The following is a 21,537-nucleotide window of genomic DNA, read 5'->3' as shown; positions in this document are numbered from 1 at the left end:
AACAGCGGTTATAAAAGGCTAAAATGCGGCCCCCAGCCCACCGCTGAATCAATTTCCATGCGCCCCACAAGGTTCGCTACGTGATCGAGTTCCAACAGGTACACAAGACTTACCGCGTTGCCGGTAGAGAAATTCCCGCACTGAATCCCACGACCCTGACGATCGAGGATGGCCAGGTGTTCGGCCTGATCGGCCATTCCGGGGCCGGCAAGAGCACCATGCTGCGCCTGATCAACCGCCTGGAAGAGCCTTCAGGCGGCAAGATCATCGTCGACGGTGAAGAAGTGACCGCATTCAATGCCACCCAATTGCGCGGCTTTCGCCAACAGGTCGGCATGATTTTCCAGCATTTCAACCTGCTGGCTTCCAAGACCGTTGCAGACAACGTCGCCCTGCCGCTCACCCTTGCTGGCCAACTGTCGCGTGCCGAGATCGACAAACGCGTGGTCGAGCTTCTGGCCCGGGTCGGTCTGTCGGACCATGCGCGCAAGTACCCTGCGCAGTTGTCGGGCGGTCAGAAGCAGCGCGTCGGCATTGCCCGTGCCTTGTCCACCAACCCGAAAATCCTGTTGTGTGATGAGGCGACCAGCGCCCTGGACCCGCAGACCACTGCCTCGGTACTGCAGCTACTGGCCGAGATCAACCGGGAGCTGAAACTCACCATCGTGCTGATCACCCACGAAATGGACGTGATTCGCCGCGTCTGCGACCGGGTAGCAGTGATGGACGCCGGTCAGATCGTCGAGCAAGGCTCGGTGGCGGATGTGTTCCTGCACCCGCAGCACCCCACCACCAAGCGCTTCGTGCAGGAAGACGATCACGTCGATGAAGGCGAACAGCGCGACGACTTCGCCCATGTGCCAGGCCGCATCGTACGCCTGACCTTCCAGGGCGAAGCCACCTACGCGCCGTTGCTGGGTACCGTTGCCCGTGAGACCGGCGTGGACTACAGCATCCTTGCCGGGCGTATCGACCGCATCAAGGACGTCCCCTACGGTCAGCTCACGCTCGCCCTGATTGGCGGCGACATGCAAGCGGCCTTTGCCCGCTTCAAGGCCGCGGATGTTCATATGGAGGTACTGCGTTGATGGACGCCTTGAGTTTCTTTGCCAATGTCGACTGGGCCGAAATCTGGCTGGCAACCGTCGATACCCTGATCATGCTGTTCGGCTCGCTGTTCTTCACCGTGCTGCTGGGCCTGCCGCTGGGCGTGCTGCTGTTTCTGTGCGGTCCGCGCCAGATGTTCGAACAAAAGGGCGTGTACGCCTTGCTGTCGCTAGTGGTCAACGTGCTGCGTTCGCTGCCGTTCATCATCCTGTTGATCGTGATGATCCCCATCACCGTGCTGATCACCGGCACGTCGCTGGGCGTGGCGGGTGCGATTCCGCCCCTGGTGGTGGGCGCCACGCCATTCTTCGCCCGCCTGGTCGAAACCGCTCTGCGCGAAGTGGATCGCGGCATCATCGAAGCCACACAGTCCATGGGTGCCACCACGCGCCAGATCATCACCAGCGCCCTGTTGCCCGAGGCCCGGCCAGGGATCTTCGCCGCGATCACCGTCACGGCCATCACGCTGGTTTCCTATACCGCGATGGCCGGTGTCGTGGGTGCGGGTGGTCTGGGGGACCTGGCGATTCGTTTCGGCTACCAGCGTTTCCAGACTGACGTCATGGTCGTGACCGTAGTGCTGTTGCTGGTGCTGGTGCAGGTCCTGCAAAGTGTCGGCGACCGGCTGGTTGTGCATTTTTCCCGTAAGTAACCCCAATGGGGTCGGCTCGGCCGACTCGTTCGGGGGCCGTCGCGGCCCTCACAAGGAGTGATCAATGAAGAAGCTGCTTGCTGTCGCTGCCGCCATTGCGGCCTTCTCGGCCCAGGCCGATACCCTGACCGTCGCTGCTACGCCGGTACCCCACGCCGAGATCCTCAACGTGGTCAAGCCGCTGCTGGCCAAGGAAGGGGTGGAGCTGAAGGTGAAGGAATTCACCGACTACATCCAGCCAAACGTGCAGGTGGCGGAAAAGCGCCTGGACGCCAACTTCTTCCAGCACCAGCCTTACCTCGATGAGTTCAACAAGGCCAAGGGCACCGATCTGGTGAATGTGACTGGCGTGCACATCGAACCGCTGGGCGTTTATTCCACCAAGATCAAGAAGCTCGACGAACTCCCGTCCGGCGCTACCGTGGTCATCCCCAACGATGCCACCAACGGTGGCCGTGCCCTGCTGCTGCTGGACAAGGCCGGCGTCATCAAGCTCAAGGACAACACAAACATCCTCTCCACCGTGAAGGACGTTGCCGAGAACCCGAAGAACATCAAGTTCCGCGAACTTGAAGCGGCCACCATCCCGCGCGTGCTGACCCAGGTCGATGCCGCCCTGATCAACACCAACTATGCGCTGGAAGCCAAGCTGAACCCGGAAAAGGATGCGCTGGCCATTGAGGGCAGCGATTCGCCCTACGTGAATATCCTCGTCGCGCGTCCGGACAACAAGGACAGCGAGGACATGAAGAAACTGGCAGCCGCCCTGCATTCGCCCGAGGTGAAGCAGTTCATCACTGAGAAGTACAAAGGCGCCGTAGTACCCGCGTTCTGAGCCTGCACCCTGGGTCGCCAAGCGGCCCAGGGTGAGGTTGCCATTTGGAGCGTGACGCAAGCACGGGGGTCATGCGCCTGTGCTGTCGCTCCAGAGGCCAGGTCCCGCGCAGGGCCCTGACAGATGCTCAGTCGCCCTGTACCAGACCGGGCAGGCGGGCCACCAACTTCTTGCTGTCGAACGGCGCACGAATGAAGCCACGCTGACGGCCATCCGGGCCGACGATTGCCAGGTTGCCGCTGTGGTCCACGGTGTAACCGGGCTTGCTGGTGTCGGCGGGGATGAAGGGGATGCTAAGCGCATTGGCCAGCTTCTGGGTGTCTTCCACGGAACCGGCCAACCCCACGAAGTCCTTGTCGAAGTAACCCAGGTATTGCTTGAGCTGGTTCGGCGTGTCGCGGTTGGGGTCCACGCTCACCAATACCACCTGCAAGCGGTCCAGCGCCTGCTTGGGCAGTTCACTCTTTACCTGTCGCAGCTGCGCCAATGTGGTGGGGCAGATGTCTGGGCAGTAGGTATAGCCAAAGAACAGCAGCGACCACTTGCCTTTCAACTGACCCAGTTGCACCGGCTGGCCATTCTGGTTGGTCATGGTCACGTCAACCACCGTCCGGCTTTGCGGCAGCAGGATGATGCCGGCATCGATGAGCTCGGTAGCGCTCGGTAGGCGCTTGGCGTTGAGCACATTGTTGAGGATCAGGCCCATGATCACGACGATCAGGGCAGCGATGATGAAGACGGCTTTCTGGGTTCGGGTCATGGGCTCGGTACAGGTTGAGGTCGACGATCACTGCGATGAACAGCGCACAAGGTAGGCGCTAGGGTACGCCATGCCGGCGTACTGCGCATGCGGCGCGGCGCCACGGCCTGCATTGGTCTTGATAGGCCGTCCGGGACGATTAGCACAGTGCACCCGGGTTTGCATGAAATGAACTTCATCAACAGCCCAATGGCTCTAAACCGATGTAATTGAAGGAGAACGGTCACGCAGGGAGCGCCATATATGCTGGATGCGACAGGCATCGCATCCGTTTATAACAAATGGATCTTAACTTAATTGAATATCCAGCTAAGTTAGTGTCTTCCGTTTGAAACGTTTTGTCCTTGGAGTTGTCATGAACATCGCTGCTGTACGCGAGCAGGTGAGTCAAGCCCACCAACACGAAGGCCAGACCGGCCAGCTGAAAAAACGCCTCGCGCTGCAACTGCCGCACCTGCACCCTTCCATCCAATTGCCGGAGCAGGGCGCTCAGGACACGCTGGCGCGCTTTGTGGGTGCCTACATCGATCAGGTGCCGGAACTGCTTGAAGCGGCCCATGAAGTCGCGCGTGAAGCCGGCATCGAGTCGCAGATCACGCCGGTGCTGAAGATTGCCGAGGCTTACTTCCTGCAGCCGCCTAGCGTGATGCAAGGGCATGTCGGCCTCGACTGCCTGCTGGACGAGGCCTACCTGGCCCATCGCCTGGTGGAGGAGGTCAACGACCTGTACATCCGGCACTTCCAGCAGCCGCTCATCCCCGTCGATACCACCGTTGCCAACCTGATCGCTCACCAGCTGATCGGCGAGGCCTTTGCCAATCAGCTCGATGAGGTGGTGCACCATTCGGTCGATGAAATGCTCGACGACGAGAGCTTTGCCGCCGAATCAGTGGAAGCCTACCGTGAAAAGCTGAGCAGCCCCGAAACCGGCGCTGCCTGGAAGCGATGGCCTTGCCTGTCACGTCAGCTGGGCGTGGAGCTCGGCCAGCCGGCTTGAGCATGGCTGGGCTGGCCGACGTTGCGATGGCCAGCCTGGGCCACAGCCCGAGGTCAGGCGCCCACGCCGGACGTGGTGCGTAGCCGTCCTTCCACCCGTCGTTTCAAGCGCTTGTGCTCGACTCGAAGCTTGGAACCACTGGCCGCATTGCTGCGGCTCCAGTCTTCGAGCAATTCCAGGCAGGCGTGGTCGATGTAGCTGAGGTTGCCCAGCGGCACATGCAGCGTGGTGCCGGCGGGAACGCCGTCGAGCACCTTGGTCAGCGCCGGCACCTTGAGGAAGGTTGCCGCGCCGCTCAGGCGAAGTTCCATGTGCCCAGCCTTGGGCAGGTCCACCAGGTTGATCTTGAGGCGTGCGGCCTTGAAGGCGAGCTTGAGCAACGTCAGGGCAAAGCCCAACAAGACGCCCGTGAGCAGATCGGTGAAGATGATCGCCAGAGCGGTAGCCGCATAGGTGAACATCGGCATCCGGCCATAGCGCCCAAGGCCCTGGAAGGCTTTGAGATCGACCAGTTTTATCCCGGTAAACACCAGCACCCCGGCCAGGCTCGCTATCGGAATCTGCTGCAGAATGCTGCTGAGCACCACCACAAACGCTAACAGCCACACGCCATGCAGAATCGCCGAGGCCCGGGTTTGTGCGCCGGCCTGGACGTTGGCCGAGCTACGCACGATCACGCCGGTCATGGGCAGCGCGCCCAGTATCCCGCACAGCATGTTGCCGATGCCTTGGGCCGACAGTTCCCGGTCGAAATCCGAACGCTGGCCACTGTGCATGCGGTCCACCGCTGCGGCAGACAACAAGGTTTCGGCGCTGGCGATGAATGCCAGTGCAAAGGCCGCCACCAGCAGGCCAGGGTCGGTCAGCTTCATCAGGTCATCGAGGCGAATCCAGTCGATGGCCTCGGACAAGTCCGCCGGTACCTGCACGCGGTTCACCGGCAGCGCCAGCCACAGGCTGATGGCAGTCATGGCTGTCACGCCCAGCAACGCTCCCGGAATGAAGCGCAAGCGCTGTGGCCGCAATCGCTTCCAGCCCCACATGATGAGCATGGTGCCCAACCCCAATGCACCGGCCTGCCAACCCATGCCTGCGCTTTCCAGCGGCAACGCCCCAGCGACGGTTGCCGGGAACGCCAGCAGGTTCTGCATGCCTGACGGCTGAGGCGCCGTATCGAACATCACATGGACTTGCGACAGCACGATCAGTACCCCGATACCCGCCAGCATGCCGTACACCACCGCGGGTGCAGTCACTCGAAACCAGCAGCCCAGGCGCAGGCGCCCGGCCAGCAACTGCAGCAAGCCTGCCAGAAGCAGAATCGGCCCGAGCATGGCCATGCCGTGCTGGCGCACCAGTTCGAAGACCAGCACCGCCAGCCCAGCTGCCGGTCCGCTGACCTGCAACGGGGAACCGGCGAGAAAACCGACGACAATGCCGCCGATGATACCGGTGATCAGCCCCTTGGCCGGCGGCATGCCGGAGGCGATCGCAATGCCCATGCACAAGGGCAGGGCCACCAGAAAGACCACTACCGAGGCCAGCAACTCACGCGGCAGGGCCGCTTTCAGCTGTGTAATGTTCACCGTATTACTCCTTTCTCTATCGCACGGCCATTCCTCTGGCCGTGGGCACGTTTAGCCCCGACAGGCGCGCAGCAGCAGGCCGCCAGCGCAGCAGCCGGCACACCAGTCAGGGAATTCAGGGCAGCAGACGGCCACGCCACACCCTAGCGGGGTGTAGCCGGCCATCAAGGTTCAGCGGTGGTCGGGTCGCTTAGTAGCGGCCTCTCGGCGTAGCGCAGGGCACTGGCTGGTCTGCCGACAGCGGCAGGAAGCTGTCGCTCAAGGCGTCGTAGGCTTCGATCTTGCTGGTCTCGATGTCGTATACCCAGCCATGGATATACAGCTCGCCCGCGGCAAGACGCGAGGCGACGGAGGGGTGCGTACGCAGGTGATGCAACTGGGCGATGACGTTTTCCTTGGTCAGCACCTGCATGTTTTCATGCTCGGTTTCGCACGAGCAGTTGTTCTCTACCACGGTGCGGGCGACTTCGGCATGACGCAGCCATGCGCTGACGGTCGGCATCTTGGCCAGCGACTGCGGGTTGAGCACGGCGCGCATGGCGCCGCAGTCGGAGTGGCCGCAGACGATGATGTGATGCACTTTCAACGCCATGACGGCGTACTCGATGGCGCTGGAAACGCCGCCGTTCATCTGTCCATAAGGGGGGACCACGTTACCGACGTTGCGGGTGACGAACAGATCGCCCGGCGAGCTTTGCGTGATCAGCTCCGGCACGATGCGCGAGTCGGCGCAGGTAATGAACATGGCGCGCGGCGTTTGCGCCGTGGCGAGTTTCTTGAACAGCTCTTGCTGCTCAGGAAAAACATCATGATGAAAGCGCAGGAAGCCGTCGACAATGTGCTTCAGGGCGGCATCGGCGCTTTCCGCAGGGACCTGCGGCACGACCTTGGATGGGTCCTTTACGGGCATGATTCATCCTCTTGACGGTGAGTAGGCAAATCCATTTTACCGGTGAAAGATTCTGGCAATGCTGGGATTTAGATGACAGGCATTGAGCATAAATCACAGTCGGTGTGGACTGATTTCCTACGCTAGCCGGGAAAACTTAACTGAAACTTAATTCGGAGGCTCTAGAACGGGCGTTCCAGATGATCAGGAGGGTGCTTCAATAGTAGCAAAAAAGCATCAATTGCCAAGTACCATGACTGCAATTATTTGCTCGGATTAGTGAGGCTGGGGATTAAACCCCCAGCGCTCAACGTGGCTCGCGCTGCCATACCAGCCAAGGCCTGACCACTTCGTTCACCTGCTTGCGCGGCAAGACCCCGAAATAGCGACCGTCGAACGACAAGCTGCTGTAGTCGGAGAGCAGAAGCACCTCGCTGTCCGCCAGGCGCAGGTGAGCCTGAGGCGGGCGTGGCATGCTCCGCCCACTGGGGTCCTTGGCCAGCGGCTGGCTGCGCACCTGCAACTGACCATTGACCCGCACGCCCGTCTCGGCAAAGTCCACCTCGTCGTCCGCCACGGCCACAAGGCGCTTGAGCATGTGCATGTAGCCGCCAGGGCATGATCCGCTGCCCAGGTAGCCACGGCTGTGGGCCAGATCGAACAGAGGTTGCTCGGGCGGGCAGAACATCACCAGGTCGCCCTTGGCCGGCGTCTTGTCGACTACCCAATAGATACCGGGCGGGAAACTACTGGTCACGTTGATCCTGGCGCCGCAGTGCAGCGCCAGGGGCAACAGCAGGAAACACAGGATGGCCACGGCGGCAGCCACGCTCAGCGGTCGTTTCATGCCGTGGCCGCAGTGTCCCGCAGGTCGATGGTGCGATCGCTCTCGCGCGGCGCAGGCACCTTGGCGCGGGCCAGGAAGATCGGGTCCTGGAAGTACAACGGCTGCTTGCCGTAGAACGCCGGGTAGCCTGCACAGTACACCACCATGTCGCCGGCTTCCTGAATGTTGCCCTGGCTGTCCTTGCGCGGGCCAGGCATGCGCAGGGCTTCGTCGGTGGTGAGCAAGGGGCGCTGGACCTCCTGAATGGTGCGCGAAACCTGCCCGAGCAACGCACTGGAGCGGCGCCCGCTGGTGGTGATCTGCTCTTTCACGATGGTGGTCTGGCCTGTCAGCTTGGACAGATGCTCGGCGGTTTCCACGCGGTTAGGCGGGTAGGCGTTCTGGATATGGCAGTTGGAGGTGATGCTCTCGTTCTGCCCGTAGAATTCCTGCAACTGCGACAAGTCCTGGATGATCAGGTAGCACTTGATGCCGTAGCCGGCCACGAACGCCAACGACTCCTGCATGATGTCCAGCTTGCCCAGGCTTGGGAACTCATCGAGCATCATCAACAGGCGGTGCTTGTAGTGGGCCTTGGGCCGGCCGTCCTCGAAGTCCATCTTGTCGGCCAGCAGCCGCACGATCATGTTCACCAGAATTCGCACCAGCGGGCGCAGGCGCGCCTTGTCGTTGGGCTGGGTGATGATGAACAGGCTGACCGGGTCATCGTGGTTCATCAGGTCGCGGATCTTGAACTCCGAGCGCGCCACGTTGCGGGCCACGATCGGGTCGCGGAACAGCGACAGGTAGGATTTGGCGGTAGACAGCACCGAGCCGGCTTCCTCGGCCGGCCGATCGAGCATGTCACGCGCGGCAGAGCCCACCAGCGGGTGGTTTTCGCCGTCCAGGTGACCGTAATGGGTCATCTCTTCCCACAGCTCCGCAATGGGCCGGGACGGATCGGCCAGCATGGCATCGAGCATCGGCAGGCTGGCCACGCCCCCTTCATCCTGGGCGCGGTAGCACAGGTGCAGGATGCAGCCGACCAGCATGGCCTGGGAAGTCTTCTGCCAATGGTCGTTCAGGCCCTTGCCGTCAGGGTCGACGATCAGTGTGGCCAGGTTCTGTACATCTCCCACCTCGAACTCGGTGCCCAGGCGGATCTCTTCCAGCGGGTTCCAACCCACGCAGCCATTGGCGGTCGCCGGTTCGAAACGCAGCACACGGTTGCCCGCATGCTGCTGGCGCCACCCTGCGGTCAACGCCCACAGCTCACCCTTGAGGTCCGTGATCACAGCGCTGTGCTTCCACGACAGCAAGGTAGGAATCACCAGCCCCACGCCCTTACCACTGCGCGTCGGGGCAAAGGTGAGGATGTGTTCCGGCCCGTTGTGACGCAGGTAATGCAGCTTGTTGCGCTTGTCGAGCCAGGCGCCGACGTACACGCCTTCATCGGCCAGCAAACCCGCGCTCTGGATGTCCTTGTGCCCACCCCAGCGCGCCGAACCGTGCAGGAAGGCGTTGGCCTGGGCGCTGTTGTTAGTGATCATGCGCACCACCACCACGGCAATCAGGCCAACCCCTGTGACCAGTACTCCGACGGAGCCTGCGGTCATCAGCGCGTCCTGCTGTTCGGTCGACCAGCGAGCGGCCCACACCAAGATCATCCAAGGGGCATAGACCCCGTTGAGGTTAGGCCCAAGGGCGGCGTGATAGTTGAACAAATAGGCGAAATATTGCGTGGCAGTGGCCAACCCGGCGAGCAAAAACGCCAGCGCCAGCAAAGCTTGCCAACGGCTGGCGCCGCCGCGCTTCTCGCCGCGAATTTGCGGCCCAACGGCGTTGTTGTGCTTCATGGATGGGCTCCGGAAAGGATGAAGTGATTAGGAAATAGGGCTGGAATCATGGCGATGGTGTCCGGCCACGGCTCAGCTCTTGGGTGAGGCTGCGGCGCTGTGTTTCGGTCAAGCTGCGCTCGGCCTGGCGTTGCAGGCTCCATTGCTCGACCAGCTCAGGTTGCTGGGCTCGTAACTGGCGCGCTGCCATTTCCTCGATACGAGGGGAGTACAGACCCATGCCATGGTGCAGGTCCTGCACCCGCTCCAGGCGTGCCTGCAACTGTTGCAGGCGTGCCTGGCAGCGCTGGTTCGCCTGTTCCCAGGCAGCACGCGTGGAGGGCAGGGCGATCATGCCTGGGCGTGAAGCCATGTTCTGCTGCAATTGCGCCTGCTGGCGGTCCAGCATGTTCTCCAGCCGCTGTTCCAGCGCACCCGCCTGATCGGCTTTCTGCTCGACCAGTTCGCCAAGGGCCTGATCATAGCGGGCCTGCACCGAACTGCCCTGCAGCAGTGCAGCCTGCTCGGCGGCCAATGCCTGGGCCTGCGCCTCGATACCTTGGCCGGCATCATCGGCCGGCGGGTTGATGGGGGTGGGCATTTTCATCAAGCACTCCTCAAATCAGGAACAGGTAGCCGGCCTTGGCCATGGGGATACGGATCAGCCAAAGCGCCGCAAGGTGCAGGGGGTAATAGGCATAGAACAGCCAGCGCCACCGCGGCACGTTCAGTGACAGGCCGCGCGCCAGCAGCACGAGGGGCAGGGCAACCATGGCCCAGGCATTGCCATTGATATAGGTAAGCGATGCCAACGAGAGCACTGCGCCCAATGCGGCTAGCAGATTGGGACGGCGGACGAACCAAGTTGTACACAGCCCCAGCAGTACCGCCGGCCACCAGAACTCCACCAGTGCGCCACCCAGCACGCACACCATCAGCGCCACGAACCACGCCCAGCGTTGGCCTGCCAAGGCGCGCTCGCAGGCGGCCAGGGTGAGCGTAATCACCAGCAGAGTGAAGAGAATGTTCAAGGGGTAGTAGCCATACCACAGCCCGCCCAAGGCGATGAACGGCGGCGTGGCGAGCACGCCGAAGCCCAGCAGGCGCCAGGCGGTACGCCGGTGGCCGCCATTGGGCCAAGCCGTTGGGCGCGCCAGGTTGTAGCTCAGCACCATCACGAACAGCGGCATCGCGATACGGCCAGCTTCGAACAGGTAGGGAAGCGTCTCGTTGAACAGGTACTTGTTCACGTGATCGCCGGTCATCAACAGCAATGCCAGCCACTTCAACGCTTCGAGCGCACCGGTCTGGAATCGAATGCCCGGGGCTGCTACCTGATCGGCAGGGGCGGGGGTGCAATGCGTGCTGGTGAGTGTCATCTGCGCATCGCCTGGCCTTGTCCAGTTTCGAGACAGAACCTGGGTGTCATGATACTTGAGGCATCGTAAAAGCCGTACAGGCAAGCCCGGCTCACTGGAGTAACTTCAGGCTTTTTGTCGCAGTTGCGATTGCCAGTGGCATGGACAAATATCGGAAGCCGCAGAACGTTGCTCATGTCATGTCCCTATGCAGTTGCCATGCATCGTGTCCGAGTACTGACGCGCATACCCGTCTGTATTCGTTTAGGCATCTGATTTGTTCAAAGTGATGATGAGGTCGCGAACGGCCTCACCTGCCGCCCCGATGTAACCTTTGTAGAAACCCCTACCCTGATGTAGCAATGGCGAGCTGCCCATCGATTCTGCGGCCGCTTCAACGGTCGCAGAGCCGTACTCTTCACTCATTGCCTTGACACTGCGCGCTCGTGCAGCAGGATCATCGTAGGGTTTCTGATACCAACTCGACACTTGGTATTCGACGCCTTCGCGTTCGAACTTTTCATTCATGTGCGCCGCCAATGCAATCAACGACTCGCGCATCAGCGTGGGGTCGATATCGTGCGCTTTCATGAACGCCTCAACGCGGACTTGAGCGGCTGCGATCAGGTCACCATGGGTGTAGCCCTCCATGGGCGGGAAGACCCCGTTGGGGAGCTTCATGCCAGGGGTATAGGGGTGGTAGGTGTAGTCTTTATCAGCCACGGTTGGCTCCTTTGCGTGAACTGGGGAGGTGAGCAGCAGCGCTACTAGACTGACAGACAGTGCGAGGCCCAATACGCCAATCCTTGAGCGCGTCCAGCGTTCCTGGGTCCAAAAGTTCGGTTGACTCATCTAAGCATCTCAAAATATATGCCCCGAAACTCTACAATGCGTTAGGTTCTCTTGCATTCAAGGTCACAATCAGATCGTGCACAGCATCGCCAGCAGCCTCTATGTAATCGCCATAAAAGTTTTTGCCTTGCAGAAGCAGTGGCGATCTCTTCAAAGAATCACCAGCAGCATCAACTGCTGCGCCGCCAAAGTCTTCGCCCATTTTCTCAACGCTTCGGGAGCGAGCGGCTGGATCAATGTAAGGTTTTTGATACCAACTGGCGATTTGATATTCAACTGCTTCTTTTTCAAACGCTTCAGTGAGATGGGTGGCAAGTGCAATAAGTGACTCACGGATAAGCGTAGGATCGATACCCTTTTTTAGCATCAATGCCTCGACACGCCCATGGGCTGCAGCAATCAAATCACCATGGGTATAGCCTTGCAGGGGTGGAAAGACGCCCTCAGGCAGTTCCATGCCGGGGCTATAGGGACGGCAGATGTATTCTTTTCCAGCCATGGTTGGCTCCTTTGCTTCAATGGAAAGAATGATTAGCAGCGTCATGAGAGTGCAATTCAACGCCAATGCCGACAGATGGGTTCACGGAGACGGATAGCTTCTTTGGCATCGAAGCTTTCTTGACAAGCGCAGCCCAGCGTTCATTCAGCATCCCTGCCCGCCATGCTGACTAGCCTTGGGGAAAAATACTTCATCCCTAAGCCCCAGAGGCGAATCCAACCGCGCTTCCCTAGCTGCGCAAAAAGCATAGAAATTGAAGGCTTCGCCATTGCTCCGGCATCAGAAGTGCGCTTTGGGATTCGGCATACGGTTATCGGACAACTCTGATGAGCGTCCGATAATTCGCTCACCTACGCATCGCCTGACCAAGCCCCACATCGAGTTCTATCTTGGGTGTGGTGCTACGCCCCAGCTCCCCGATACCCTTCTCGTTGACGATGGCTGTACTTTTGCCTATCTGGAAGTTCCGGTTAGGATCGACGTCACGCCGGTCATGGATCACGAACTGATCAGTCTGACCGACTTTTTGAAGGATATGGTGTTCGTCCATGCCGACGACCATACCGCTGGTGGCCTTGCGCCCGGATTGAGACGCTTCATTGATACTTGCTGACGAACTGATGGCTCGAGCCTTCTCTTCCATCGCTTTGAACGACTCGTTACGCTGCTGCGAGAGAGGATCAAGTTCCTGGGCTTGCGAAGCAGTTTTGGGGATCGGGACAGGTTGTAATTTTATGCCTTCGATGTAAGTCGCGTTGGGTCGCGAGGCCTTCAAGTCGCCCGTCAAATCAGAAACCTGCTTCTGCGCAGCTGCTGCTCTTTCTGCCTGCAGCTGATCGATGACGTCAAGACCGTCTTGCTTGGCCTGCTTACGCGTATCAAGCCCAACGAAACGCGATGTGGCGTCCAGTGCATTCTGGCCCAACGCCTTAAGACTGCCACCCAGCCCTTCCAGACCACGCGTGATGCTGCTGCGGCTTAGTCTGTCGTCGTTCTCGAAAATCACGCCCCTGCCATCGGGCTCATGATCAAAAGGCCGGTTTTGGCGATCAAAGATATTGATAGTCCCTCTTTCCAGAGGAAAGGGCTGATTGTCGAGGGTTTTGTAGACGCCGTTCTCGTCTTGGGAAAATGCCTTTTCACCTTTTATCAGGCGTGAATCAATGAGCGCTGCTTGGACCTTCTGCGGATCCTTAATCAATTCATTGTACTGCTCGACGCGTTGCACATCTTCCTGCTGCATCGGTTTGAGTTCGATGCCTGCTGACTGCAGGCGGTCGTACATCACGGCAAGCGGGCCTGCGGCCAGTACGTCATTCTGATAACCACCCCCCACCTGCGAGTGGGCACCTGCGAACTTCAGCTCCTCGATTTTGCCGTTATCGTCATTGCGCAGCGCACTGGTCAGCCTGAACGTATCTCGGTATTCGTTCATGGCCACCAAGTGGGTAGTCGAATCGACGTTCTTGCCGATTTCGAGATTTTTGCCCAGGTGCGTATCTGTATTGGACAGGCCATCGGTGGCCACGGTGTCGAAGATCCCCAGCTTGTTGACATGCGCTTGGCCAGGCGGAATCAGAAACTCCCCGGTAGGCTTGCCTTGCCCATCAAGCTTGGGCACGCCGCTTTCAATGAACTTGTTAGCGAGTGCTCGGGACTGGGATGCACCCCTGCTGAAGCCGACAATATTTACGTCAACCTGCTCATCGGGGTACTTGTTATGAAAGGCCACGATAGCGTCGTAGGCCTGGTCAATGCGCTCCTGCGCGCCGCGCCCGGTAGCGCCTTCGATGAGCGAGCGCCCCGACGTCTGGCCCTGGCTGCCCACGCCATCGAAATAGATTTTCTCAGATTGGCCCGAGCGCTCCTGCGCGTCGTACTGCTGCGGAACATGCCCTGAGTTACGTGCCAAGTTGGTGCCCTTGGCCGTGTCGAGTTCAAAAAGGCGCGCGACGTTAGTCTGCGTACCTTCCGGCGTATTCAGGTCTTTGTTGTTCCCGGTGCCATCGAAGTACACCGTAAAGCGCTTGGCATCACTCATTTCATGTCCCTATGGTGCTTTTGGAGCGCGGTACAGGATTAAGGTACCGCTTTGGATAACGATCAGGCGCCTGGCTTTTCCAAGCCAGCGATCAAATCGTGAACGCCATCCCCAGCACTGCTGATGTATTCACCCAGCAGCTCTCTGTCTTGATCCAGCAACGGCGATCCCTTGAGGGATTCAGTTGCGGCCCGGACGGCCAGTGCGCCGAAGGTCTCTGCCATGTCAGCGACGCTTTTGTCGCGATCGGCAGGGTTTGCATAAGGTTTCTGATACCAGGTCGATATCTGGTACTCGACATTCTGGGCTTCAAGCGCCTGGTTGAAGTGCTTGGCTAGCGCTATCAACGATTCGCGTATGAGCGTTGGATCCACGCCACCACGTTTCAGCACGGCCTCGGCACGCTTGGCGGCAGCGCCTACCAAATCTTCGTGTGTATAACCCTGCATAGGAGGGAACACACCTTCCGGTAGCTTCATGCCAGGTGTGTAGGGTTGGTATTGGCCTTGATTGTCTTGCATGGAAATCTCCTTGGCTTGGAGTGCAGAGGAAGTGGCCGGCAGGAGCACGAACGCTCCGAAAACCAGCGGGGCGAGCCAGCTCAGGCGCAGGCGAGACCAGCAGCCTTGAATGGCGCTATTTGCAGCGACGGGAACCCATGTACTCAGGTTGTCGGTTCTACTCATTTATTCTCCATGACGCCCGTCTTCGGGTGGCGCTTGATAGGTTGAATTCGCACGGGGTCATCCGGCTAGGTTGATGGAAGCATACTGATTGATCCCGAAATCGGGGCCACTACTCGGTTATCCACCCATGTGGACAACTCCCGGTTTCCGCTGCTTACACTGTCACCGCGCAGTACCTTCCCCATCATTTGCCCCCCAGCACCAGACTTCGCGGCACATACGCCGTCGCCGCCTTAGGCTGGGCCACGGCTGGCTGCGTTTCAACGACCGGCGTCGCTCCAGAAGAGATGTTCGCCGCAACGACAGGCGATTGGCCCGGTGCGCCAGACAAGACGGCGGCTTGTGCTATCTGCTGCGTGGCGAAGCGCTCATCCAGCCAATCGGCCCACCAGGCCGCACGCCGCATCACCTGCTGGCGATAGCGGGCATTGATCGCGGGGGTACGCGAGTGGTAGTTGGCGACCCGCGTCCACAAATCGCCACGGTCGTTGCGCACATGGCCGCGCAAGCGCCAAGCCGCCAAGTCGTAGGCATAGCAGCCACCTTGCTCCACATCCTGGGCAGTGATGCCGTAACGGGCGAGTTCGCGAAGGTAGCTGGTATTGAATTGCATGGGGCCTACGTCGTAGGTGCCATTGGTGTTGCGCACCCATTGCCCCGGCTTTCCACCTTCCTGAGCGGCCACCGCGAGCACGATATTCACGGGCAGCTCGTATTTAACGGCGGCCATGACCGAGCATACGATCGGCTCTTCAAGTGGCGGGAGCGAAGGCGGGGCGTCGATGGGCATGCGCGTAGGCCTAGATCACTTTGCCAAATTTCTTGTTAATTTCTTTGGTCTTATCCGAGTCAGCTGCTGGGCAGCTGTCCAGGAAAGACTGTCTTGCGTTGGCGGTCCTATCCAGCCTGATTTTGCCTTTCTTTTTCTTCACGATATTGAAGTAGTCCGCTACCGGACCCTCGCAGCCTTCAACGACACCGGCGCCTTTCAGTTTGCCAAACATGCACAACACAGTGGCGCATGGGTCACCCGCTTGGGCGGGGCTCACAACAGCAAGTGCGAGCGTGGCGGCCAACAGTATATGAGTTGAGCGTATTGAGCTTTTCACAACAGTCTCCAGGTCAGGTCAAATCTTGTTTGCGCTCGCTGAAGCTTTTCACTTCTGCGTCGGGGTTGAAGTCACGGCTTTTCGACTGCGTGTCCAAATTGCCTGATGAACGCTGCCCGCTACTGCTCACCGCCTGTGCCAGCTTACCGCCCAGGCTTTTGTCGACACGCGCCTGTGCCACGCTGCCTGAACCTGAGATCAGATTCGCTGCTGTTTGCAGAGCGACACGTCCAGCATTACCCATTTTGCTTGACGAGGTTTGAGCTGAACCGCTGCCAGCGGTGCTGCCTGCAGCGTCTTTTGAAGCGGAGGAGGTGCTACCCCCCTGGGCACCCGCAGCGCCAGCGGCAGCGCTAGAGTCGTTACCGCCCCCAGCCGTGCTTCCACCTCCAGCGTCCGCGACACTCTCTTGCGCCCCGCCAGCAGATGAACCCGCCGACTCTGCACCTCCACCGGCCGAGGACTGTTCGCCTCCACTGGAAGAGGCGCTTTGTACGCTTCCCGCACTCGATGATGAGGACAGGCCCATCACTGAGCTGAGAGGACTTGATTCCGAACTACTACTCTTGCCGCCAGGTGAACCCGCTTGGCCACCATTGGTGCCACCACCCAACATGCCGGAAAGACCACTAGCCATGCGCGTGCCAATGTCGGAGCCGGACGCAACGCTTGATTGCGCTCCTTTGAATGCGGCATGCACAGCCTGGGCGCCACCTATCAAGTTTGCCCCACCGCTGGCGACTGCAGAAGCACCCTTCCCAGCCATCGAAGCGGCGGTAGTTGCCGCACCCACTACCGCGCCTGCGCTAAAGTTTCCGATGCCCGATGAAGCACTGCCTGCGCCACCGACCAGCGCTGCGATCATGGGCGGGATCTTGTGGACAAGTAAAAGTAGCAGCACAGAGACTACGAGCATCACCGCGAGCTCTTGCACTGCCATCTTATCGCTGATGCGGTTAGCGAAGTCTTCAATGAAACGTTTACCGATGGCGACAAGAAGGACCATTGAAAATAGCTGGGCCCCAACACCCAATACTGCTCGGTAATAGTTCAAGGCAATATCAGAAGTCCATCGCGAGCCGCCGAAGCCTAGGAAAAACACACCGGCATACAACAAGAACCAACTGGATGCCAGAAGTATCAGCAAGTTGATGCCCACCACGGCCAGAACGACCAGAACAACGATCGCCATTAGTTCCATAGTGATCTGGCGGCCCATTTGGTACCAACTCAGCTTATCAGTCGCTTTAACGGTACGGTCATAGAGTTCGAACCCTATGTCGACAATGGTAGACGGCTGGAGATCAGTGGTACCAATTTTACCGGTTGTCGATCCCAATTCGCTCAATGATCTCACGATGCTCTCAGCCAATTGGAGGCCCTGCATGGCATTTCTCAGTAACCACCAGAACAACCCGAACACCACCAGAAACCGGATCAGCTCTGCGAAAAACTCGCCGATGTCGGCTTTCTTGAGCAGCATGAGCCCAAACGTCCACACCATGGAAATCACGGTCAGCGCCAAAAATAACCGTTCAGCCGCAGCCTGAATGGCGGGCAACCATTCCTGGGTGGCATCACGGAAGCGATGGAGTACTTCGTTCATGATTCCCGAGCTGCCTAACCCGGGGCCCGCCGCTTGAGCCACCGCCGGGATTGACAGAATGGCGAGGATAGCCAAGGCGTTTACGAACAAATCCCGACGTTTGCCAAGCATAAAACTCATTCCTTACTAGAAATCGTCTTTCGGACTTTTCTTAAATTCCCAATCCGTCATTTTTTTCGAAGACAAGAAACTATCACAGTTGGCTTTGAACTCATTTTTACTGGCCTCTTTCGAAAGTTCTGCAAGAACTTTTTCGTACATAATGGGCGAGCAGTTTTCAGCCGTAGCCTGCGGTACGTCTTCGCCAAAGCAACCTGCCAGCAACCCGGCAGTGACCAGCACGAGGGCAGCTTTTACGCTAAACACTTTCATAACTTCTCCGTTAAAAATCATCTTTAGGGCTCTTTTTATACGTCCAATCGGTGAGCCTGCGGTTCTGGGCTTCGCCACGTGCTCGCTCATCGAGCTCTGCAGCATGACGGTTGGCTTCGGCGGTTTGCTGCGCCAGCATCAACGTACGCAGTTGCAGTAGCTGATTGGCCTGCTGGCTAGACAGTTGGTTGGCGTATTGAATGGCCTTCACTTGCCCATCGGCAGTGGTGGCAGCCTGTTGGAGCCTCTCAAGCTGCCGAGCGTCCGCTTTTAGGTTTTCTTGCTGCTGTTTGATGCTCTTGAACATCCCATCGTTTGCGTTTTTCTGAGATGCAGTGGCCATGTCCTGCTGTTTCTGTATAGCCGCCTCGTCTGCCGCAGTGCACCCACCGCTCCCATAGCAGGGAGAGTTTCTGTAATAGCTAGTGTCCTGAAACTTGTCCAGATACGAGTCGAAGCTACCTGCCTGATTGGTGTAATAGTCAAGCATGTCTTGCGCACGCATCAGTTTGTTGATCGTGTTGTTCGCTTCATCCCAGATATAGGCTGCAGGTGCGGCAGTATTTTTGAGCATGTTTTCGTATTGATCAAGTTGCGCCGTGTATTGGCTCACCTGCATTTTATAGTCTTCAAGCTGCTGCAATGTCTGCTTAACGCTCTCAGCCACACTCACACCATCAAAGACTGGAATCCCCGCATGGGCTTGCAGGGCGAGCCCAATACCAGCCACTAAGCCCAGAGCCGATTTAAACGCAGTAGGTCTGTTCATAGTCCTCTCCTTGACTTAGTCCATCAGTAGTCAAACGATTGATAAGGCTTGGAAAACGTAAGATCTTTGGTGACCATTACGTTGAAGCGGAATCCAGGGCGGATCTCGAGGGTGGGGGCGATGTTCAGGTTCTTGGCGATCATCTGAGCCGTTACCTGACCCAACTGCTGCCCCAATGCCTCGCTCATGGCGCTGCTGGCACTTTCACGCTGATTGCCGCCACCAAAACTGCTGCTGTTGTTCTGGTCTTGGCTCAAGCTGATCCCGGCCACTACGCCGGACATCAGGAAGGCAGACCCGAAGAGTCGCACGTAATGGTTATTGACTTGATCACTCAGCCCGGAATAGCCCAGGCCGTCCGCCCCAGGCATGGCGCCGATATCCATCGCCTTGCCATCTGGAAAAATAATACGCTGCCAGGCAACCAGCACTCGCGCCTGACCATAGGCCACCTCGCTGGAGTAAGACCCCACCAGTCGCGCGCCCTGAGGCACCAACAAGTGCTTGCCGGTCGCCGTGTCGTAGACACCCTGAGTGACCTGCCCAATGATCTGCCCTGGCAAGTCGGAGTTGATCCCAGACACCAGCATCGCGGGAATAATGAAGCCAGCGCGCAACTCGTAGGGGCTCCTCGGTGCCTCCACTTTCGACTTCAGCGCCCAACGGTCTTCGCTCCCATCTGCAGCGAACTGATCGTAGCCCGCATTACGAGAAGATGAAGGCGTAACTCGAAACGGCGAATCATCGTCGCCACCACCGACGCCGCCCATGCCTGCACGACGCAGTTCGGCCATCCGGGCCTTGAAGGCGCTGTTTGGATCACTTCGTGCCTGCTCGTCCAACCGTTGGCGTGCAGCCGCAATGTTTGCAAGCGCGTCCTGAGGGCCGAGCGGACCGTGGGTCGGTTGAGAGGATGCTGCGCTACGCGGCGCCTGCACCTGAACCGTACTCCTGGCGCGCACTGCCTCCTGGAACTGCTGCGCCTTCATTACGCGAATACGTTCCAACTCGTCCGCATTCACATCCGGCTGCGACGCACGCGGCGGCAATGGCGGCGCGTCAAGGTTGTCCGGGCGCACCACTTGTAGCCGCTCAGGCTCGCGCGCTGGCGCGTTGTCGAGCACTGGCACTTTCGGCGGTTCTGCCTTACTCGGGATGATCCCGTCCGAGTCCATACCGCTGATCTGACTGGCAAACAGGCTGCTGTTGCCCGTTTTTTCACTCTTCTTGTCCTTCGGCTCGTTCTGCTCGCCCGACCGATCCGCTGCCACCAGCATCATGATCAGCAGGAAGATAGCGGTTGCAGCGCCGATGATGTACATCGGCCAGTTGTTCACACGGCGCACACCGCTGCTGCGGTTCAGCTTGCCGGGGGAGGCGTCCGGGGACATGGCATCGTTAGCTTTACTCATCCCATGTCACTCCTTGCGAACCCAGGCGCCAGCGGCCAGCAGGCGATCATTCTGCACGCCATAGGCACGGCTCAGGGTTTCTGGGCCGACCCGCAGAATCACCCGCAGCAGCTGGGTGTCCTTAGGGGTGTCGACCACGTAGTTCAGCGGCAGAGCAGGTACCACACCGCGCGCGGCAGACGCTGGCTGGGCCTTGGGGTCGAACTCCTGCACGGAATAGCCTGAGGCGCGCAGGGTGCTCAACAGGGCAGTGCCGAAGCCATCACGGGTTTCCTGGGCAAAACGCAAGCGGGTACTGGCAGGCGGGTGCACCACTGCCAACTGGCGAACGGTGGCCTGCGCCAGCTGCTGGTTGACCGCAGGCGATGTGCGCTCGGCGAAGTTGCCATAAGGCCCGTTGGCGCAGGCGGCCAGCCACAGGGTGGCGAACAGTGCTAGACAAGCGCGCATGCTCATTTACCCCGCTGGATGGTGACACGGTCCTGGGACTTGCCCACGCCGGCAATCAGGATGGCCTTGTCGAACACGGTGTCGACAATGTAACGGTCGCCCTGGATGCGGTAGTTGACCATCACGGTCTCATCATCTCGGAACCAGCCGCCGTCCTTGCGCACCACCATCAGCGACGGAGCCTCGGTCTGGGCTACGGTTTGCGGCATCTGGATGATGGTCTTGCTGCCATCGTTATAAACCCGCACGGGTTTCCAGGCAGTGTCGCCTTCGACGGTGTAGTCGAAGCTCAGGTTACCCAGGTATTCGCCGGTTTCGGGGATGGTCGCGCGCTTGCGCTCGGTGGTTTCGCGCTGCTTGATCATGTTCCACTTCGCCAGCGCTTCTTCGGGATAGGTGAAGGCCACTTGCGGCATGTACTGGGTGCGGTGCGAGCGGAGCTTGAAGTGGTAGGTACGGCGGTTGGTGGTGACCACCAGCGACGTTTCCAGCCCCACGTCCATGGGCTTGATGATCAGGTGCTGCACTTCGCTCGGGCCAGCACCGGTGATGGCCGGCTCGACCGTCCAGCGGGCAGTGTCGCCCAGGTTGATCGAGTTGACCTGCTCACCGGCCTGCAGGGCGATGTCGCACACCTGCAACACGGCGCAGACGATGCTCGGCTGCTGGGCACCAAAGATGAAGCGGGCAGTGCCATCACCACCATCGACCGGCTTGATGCCGGTGGCACTGGCCTGCTGCCAACGCTGGGAAATGGCCAGGGCGGCCTTTTCCTGCGGAGTAAGGGTTGGATTGGCGTCCGAGAAATACAAGTCGGCCTGACTGGTGCCGGGCGCGGCCTGAACGAACGCAGGCAGTGCGGCGGCGAGCAAAGCGCAAAGATAACGGTTCATGGT

The 21,537-nt window shown here is 59.4% G+C and carries 23 protein-coding genes; 4 read left to right on the top strand and 19 right to left on the bottom strand.

Annotated elements, in window-relative coordinates:
• Nucleotides 1-80 precede the first annotated feature (80 nt).
• The 3 genes from CWR53_RS00400 to CWR53_RS00390 all read left to right on the top strand — a co-directional run bounded on the left by CWR53_RS00400 (nt 81) and on the right by CWR53_RS00390 (nt 2,594).
• Complete coding sequence (locus tag CWR53_RS00400) at nt 81-1,088, top strand: methionine ABC transporter ATP-binding protein (protein ID WP_100850549.1); 1,008 nt, start codon at nt 81-83, stop codon at nt 1,086-1,088.
• Complete coding sequence (locus CWR53_RS00395; RefSeq protein ID WP_058603678.1) at nt 1,088-1,759, top strand: methionine ABC transporter permease; 672 nt, start codon at nt 1,088-1,090, stop codon at nt 1,757-1,759. Before CWR53_RS00400 ends, CWR53_RS00395 begins: the two co-directional genes overlap by 1 nt.
• A 64-nt stretch (nt 1,760-1,823) precedes the next feature.
• Entirely contained in the window at nt 1,824-2,594 is a 771-nt protein-coding gene (locus tag CWR53_RS00390) for a MetQ/NlpA family ABC transporter substrate-binding protein (RefSeq protein ID WP_058603677.1), read from the top strand.
• Between the two features lie 127 nt (nt 2,595-2,721).
• Here CWR53_RS00390 and CWR53_RS00385 read toward each other — a convergent pair whose 3' ends face one another.
• Nucleotides 2,722-3,354: an SCO family protein gene (locus CWR53_RS00385; protein ID WP_058603676.1), complete on the bottom strand. Its 633-nt coding sequence runs from the start codon at nt 3,352-3,354 to the stop codon at nt 2,722-2,724.
• Between the two features lie 355 nt (nt 3,355-3,709).
• Between CWR53_RS00385 and CWR53_RS00380 the strand changes: the two genes are divergently transcribed.
• Nucleotides 3,710-4,351, top strand: coding sequence for a hypothetical protein (locus tag CWR53_RS00380; protein WP_058603675.1), 642 nt, complete (start codon nt 3,710-3,712; stop codon nt 4,349-4,351).
• A gap of 53 nt (nt 4,352-4,404) precedes the next feature.
• On the opposite strand, the gene CWR53_RS00375 is transcribed toward CWR53_RS00380, so the two are convergent.
• The 18 genes from CWR53_RS00375 to trbG form a co-directional block, all read right to left on the bottom strand.
• A complete protein-coding gene (locus CWR53_RS00375) occupies nt 4,405-5,937 on the bottom strand; it encodes a SulP family inorganic anion transporter (protein WP_100850548.1) in 1,533 nt (510 codons plus the stop codon).
• Between the two features lie 190 nt (nt 5,938-6,127).
• Complete coding sequence (locus tag CWR53_RS00370; protein WP_058603673.1) at nt 6,128-6,847, bottom strand: carbonic anhydrase; 720 nt, start codon at nt 6,845-6,847, stop codon at nt 6,128-6,130.
• Nucleotides 6,848-7,133: 286 nt separating this feature from the next.
• Nucleotides 7,134-7,673, bottom strand: a complete 540-nt coding sequence (traF, locus tag CWR53_RS00365) for a conjugative transfer signal peptidase TraF (protein WP_058603672.1) — start codon at nt 7,671-7,673, stop codon at nt 7,134-7,136.
• Nucleotides 7,670-9,508, bottom strand: a complete 1,839-nt coding sequence (locus tag CWR53_RS00360; RefSeq protein ID WP_100850547.1) for a type IV secretory system conjugative DNA transfer family protein — start codon at nt 9,506-9,508, stop codon at nt 7,670-7,672. Before CWR53_RS00360 ends, traF begins: the two co-directional genes overlap by 4 nt.
• Before the next feature lie 46 nt (nt 9,509-9,554).
• A complete protein-coding gene (locus tag CWR53_RS00355) occupies nt 9,555-10,094 on the bottom strand; it encodes an IncP plasmid survival protein KfrC family protein (RefSeq protein ID WP_058603671.1) in 540 nt (179 codons plus the stop codon).
• A gap of 10 nt (nt 10,095-10,104) precedes the next feature.
• The gene (locus CWR53_RS00350) at nt 10,105-10,866 is read right to left on the bottom strand and encodes a TraX family protein (protein ID WP_100850546.1); all 762 of its coding nucleotides are present in this window, start codon (nt 10,864-10,866) and stop codon (nt 10,105-10,107) included.
• A 243-nt stretch (nt 10,867-11,109) separates the two neighbouring features.
• On the bottom strand, nt 11,110-11,568 hold the full coding sequence (locus CWR53_RS00345; RefSeq protein WP_258313184.1) for a hypothetical protein: 459 nt from the start codon (nt 11,566-11,568) through the stop codon (nt 11,110-11,112).
• A 160-nt stretch (nt 11,569-11,728) separates the two neighbouring features.
• On the bottom strand, nt 11,729-12,196 hold the full coding sequence (locus tag CWR53_RS00340) for a hypothetical protein (RefSeq protein ID WP_058603669.1): 468 nt from the start codon (nt 12,194-12,196) through the stop codon (nt 11,729-11,731).
• Nucleotides 12,197-12,542: 346 nt separating this feature from the next.
• Nucleotides 12,543-14,237, bottom strand: a complete 1,695-nt coding sequence (locus CWR53_RS00335) for a DUF2235 domain-containing protein (RefSeq protein WP_100850545.1) — start codon at nt 14,235-14,237, stop codon at nt 12,543-12,545.
• Nucleotides 14,238-14,299: 62 nt separating this feature from the next.
• On the bottom strand, nt 14,300-14,923 hold the full coding sequence (locus CWR53_RS00330) for a hypothetical protein (RefSeq protein ID WP_100850544.1): 624 nt from the start codon (nt 14,921-14,923) through the stop codon (nt 14,300-14,302).
• A 184-nt stretch (nt 14,924-15,107) separates the two neighbouring features.
• The gene (locus tag CWR53_RS00325; RefSeq protein ID WP_100850543.1) at nt 15,108-15,713 is read right to left on the bottom strand and encodes a muramidase; all 606 of its coding nucleotides are present in this window, start codon (nt 15,711-15,713) and stop codon (nt 15,108-15,110) included.
• Nucleotides 15,714-15,723: 10 nt separating this feature from the next.
• Entirely contained in the window at nt 15,724-15,927 is a 204-nt protein-coding gene (locus tag CWR53_RS00320) for a TrbM/KikA/MpfK family conjugal transfer protein (RefSeq protein WP_138031799.1), read from the bottom strand.
• Nucleotides 15,928-16,045: 118 nt separating this feature from the next.
• A complete protein-coding gene (trbL, locus tag CWR53_RS00315) occupies nt 16,046-17,749 on the bottom strand; it encodes a P-type conjugative transfer protein TrbL (protein WP_058603664.1) in 1,704 nt (567 codons plus the stop codon).
• Nucleotides 17,750-17,764: 15 nt separating this feature from the next.
• Nucleotides 17,765-18,010 (bottom strand): entry exclusion lipoprotein TrbK, encoded by a 246-nt coding sequence (gene trbK / locus CWR53_RS00310; protein ID WP_058603663.1) that lies wholly within the window; start codon nt 18,008-18,010, stop codon nt 17,765-17,767.
• A 10-nt stretch (nt 18,011-18,020) separates the two neighbouring features.
• Complete coding sequence (gene trbJ, locus CWR53_RS00305) at nt 18,021-18,779, bottom strand: P-type conjugative transfer protein TrbJ (protein ID WP_081322812.1); 759 nt, start codon at nt 18,777-18,779, stop codon at nt 18,021-18,023.
• 23 nt (nt 18,780-18,802) lie between these two features.
• On the bottom strand, nt 18,803-20,191 hold the full coding sequence (locus CWR53_RS00300; RefSeq protein ID WP_100850542.1) for a TrbI/VirB10 family protein: 1,389 nt from the start codon (nt 20,189-20,191) through the stop codon (nt 18,803-18,805).
• A gap of 6 nt (nt 20,192-20,197) precedes the next feature.
• Entirely contained in the window at nt 20,198-20,641 is a 444-nt protein-coding gene (locus tag CWR53_RS00295; RefSeq protein WP_081322814.1) for a hypothetical protein, read from the bottom strand.
• A gap of 2 nt (nt 20,642-20,643) precedes the next feature.
• Nucleotides 20,644-21,534 (bottom strand): P-type conjugative transfer protein TrbG, encoded by an 891-nt coding sequence (gene trbG / locus CWR53_RS00290; RefSeq protein ID WP_058603660.1) that lies wholly within the window; start codon nt 21,532-21,534, stop codon nt 20,644-20,646.
• Nucleotides 21,535-21,537 lie beyond the last annotated feature (3 nt).

It is taken from the genome of Pseudomonas sp. SGAir0191, from assembly GCF_002812565.2.
In the GTDB taxonomy this organism is placed as follows: domain Bacteria; phylum Pseudomonadota; class Gammaproteobacteria; order Pseudomonadales; family Pseudomonadaceae; genus Aquipseudomonas; species Aquipseudomonas parafulva_B.
This window is presented reverse-complemented; position numbering and strand designations above follow the sequence as displayed.

Excerpts from the sequence above, each read along its gene's own strand:
- CWR53_RS00395 (WP_058603678.1), top strand. The coding sequence starts at position 1,088 with ATGGACGCCTTGAGTTTCTTTGCCAATGTCGACTGGGCCGAAATCTGG.
- CWR53_RS00390 (WP_058603677.1), top strand. The coding sequence starts at position 1,824 with ATGAAGAAGCTGCTTGCTGTCGCTGCCGCCATTGCGGCCTTCTCGGCC.
- CWR53_RS00385 (WP_058603676.1), bottom strand. The coding sequence starts at position 3,354 with ATGACCCGAACCCAGAAAGCCGTCTTCATCATCGCTGCCCTGATCGTC.
- CWR53_RS00380 (WP_058603675.1), top strand. The coding sequence starts at position 3,710 with ATGAACATCGCTGCTGTACGCGAGCAGGTGAGTCAAGCCCACCAACAC.
- CWR53_RS00370 (WP_058603673.1), bottom strand. The coding sequence starts at position 6,847 with ATGCCCGTAAAGGACCCATCCAAGGTCGTGCCGCAGGTCCCTGCGGAA.
- traF (WP_058603672.1), bottom strand. The coding sequence starts at position 7,673 with ATGAAACGACCGCTGAGCGTGGCTGCCGCCGTGGCCATCCTGTGTTTC.
- CWR53_RS00360 (WP_100850547.1), bottom strand. The coding sequence starts at position 9,508 with ATGAAGCACAACAACGCCGTTGGGCCGCAAATTCGCGGCGAGAAGCGC.
- CWR53_RS00355 (WP_058603671.1), bottom strand. The coding sequence starts at position 10,094 with ATGAAAATGCCCACCCCCATCAACCCGCCGGCCGATGATGCCGGCCAA.
- CWR53_RS00350 (WP_100850546.1), bottom strand. The coding sequence starts at position 10,866 with ATGACACTCACCAGCACGCATTGCACCCCCGCCCCTGCCGATCAGGTA.
- CWR53_RS00340 (WP_058603669.1), bottom strand. The coding sequence starts at position 12,196 with ATGGCTGGAAAAGAATACATCTGCCGTCCCTATAGCCCCGGCATGGAA.
- CWR53_RS00335 (WP_100850545.1), bottom strand. The coding sequence starts at position 14,237 with ATGAGTGATGCCAAGCGCTTTACGGTGTACTTCGATGGCACCGGGAAC.
- CWR53_RS00330 (WP_100850544.1), bottom strand. The coding sequence starts at position 14,923 with ATGAGTAGAACCGACAACCTGAGTACATGGGTTCCCGTCGCTGCAAAT.
- CWR53_RS00325 (WP_100850543.1), bottom strand. The coding sequence starts at position 15,713 with ATGCCCATCGACGCCCCGCCTTCGCTCCCGCCACTTGAAGAGCCGATC.
- CWR53_RS00320 (WP_138031799.1), bottom strand. The coding sequence starts at position 15,927 with ATGTTTGGCAAACTGAAAGGCGCCGGTGTCGTTGAAGGCTGCGAGGGT.
- trbL (WP_058603664.1), bottom strand. The coding sequence starts at position 17,749 with ATGCTTGGCAAACGTCGGGATTTGTTCGTAAACGCCTTGGCTATCCTC.
- trbK (WP_058603663.1), bottom strand. The coding sequence starts at position 18,010 with ATGAAAGTGTTTAGCGTAAAAGCTGCCCTCGTGCTGGTCACTGCCGGG.
- trbJ (WP_081322812.1), bottom strand. The coding sequence starts at position 18,779 with ATGAACAGACCTACTGCGTTTAAATCGGCTCTGGGCTTAGTGGCTGGT.
- CWR53_RS00300 (WP_100850542.1), bottom strand. The coding sequence starts at position 20,191 with ATGAGTAAAGCTAACGATGCCATGTCCCCGGACGCCTCCCCCGGCAAG.
- CWR53_RS00295 (WP_081322814.1), bottom strand. The coding sequence starts at position 20,641 with ATGCGCGCTTGTCTAGCACTGTTCGCCACCCTGTGGCTGGCCGCCTGC.
- trbG (WP_058603660.1), bottom strand. The coding sequence starts at position 21,534 with ATGAACCGTTATCTTTGCGCTTTGCTCGCCGCCGCACTGCCTGCGTTC.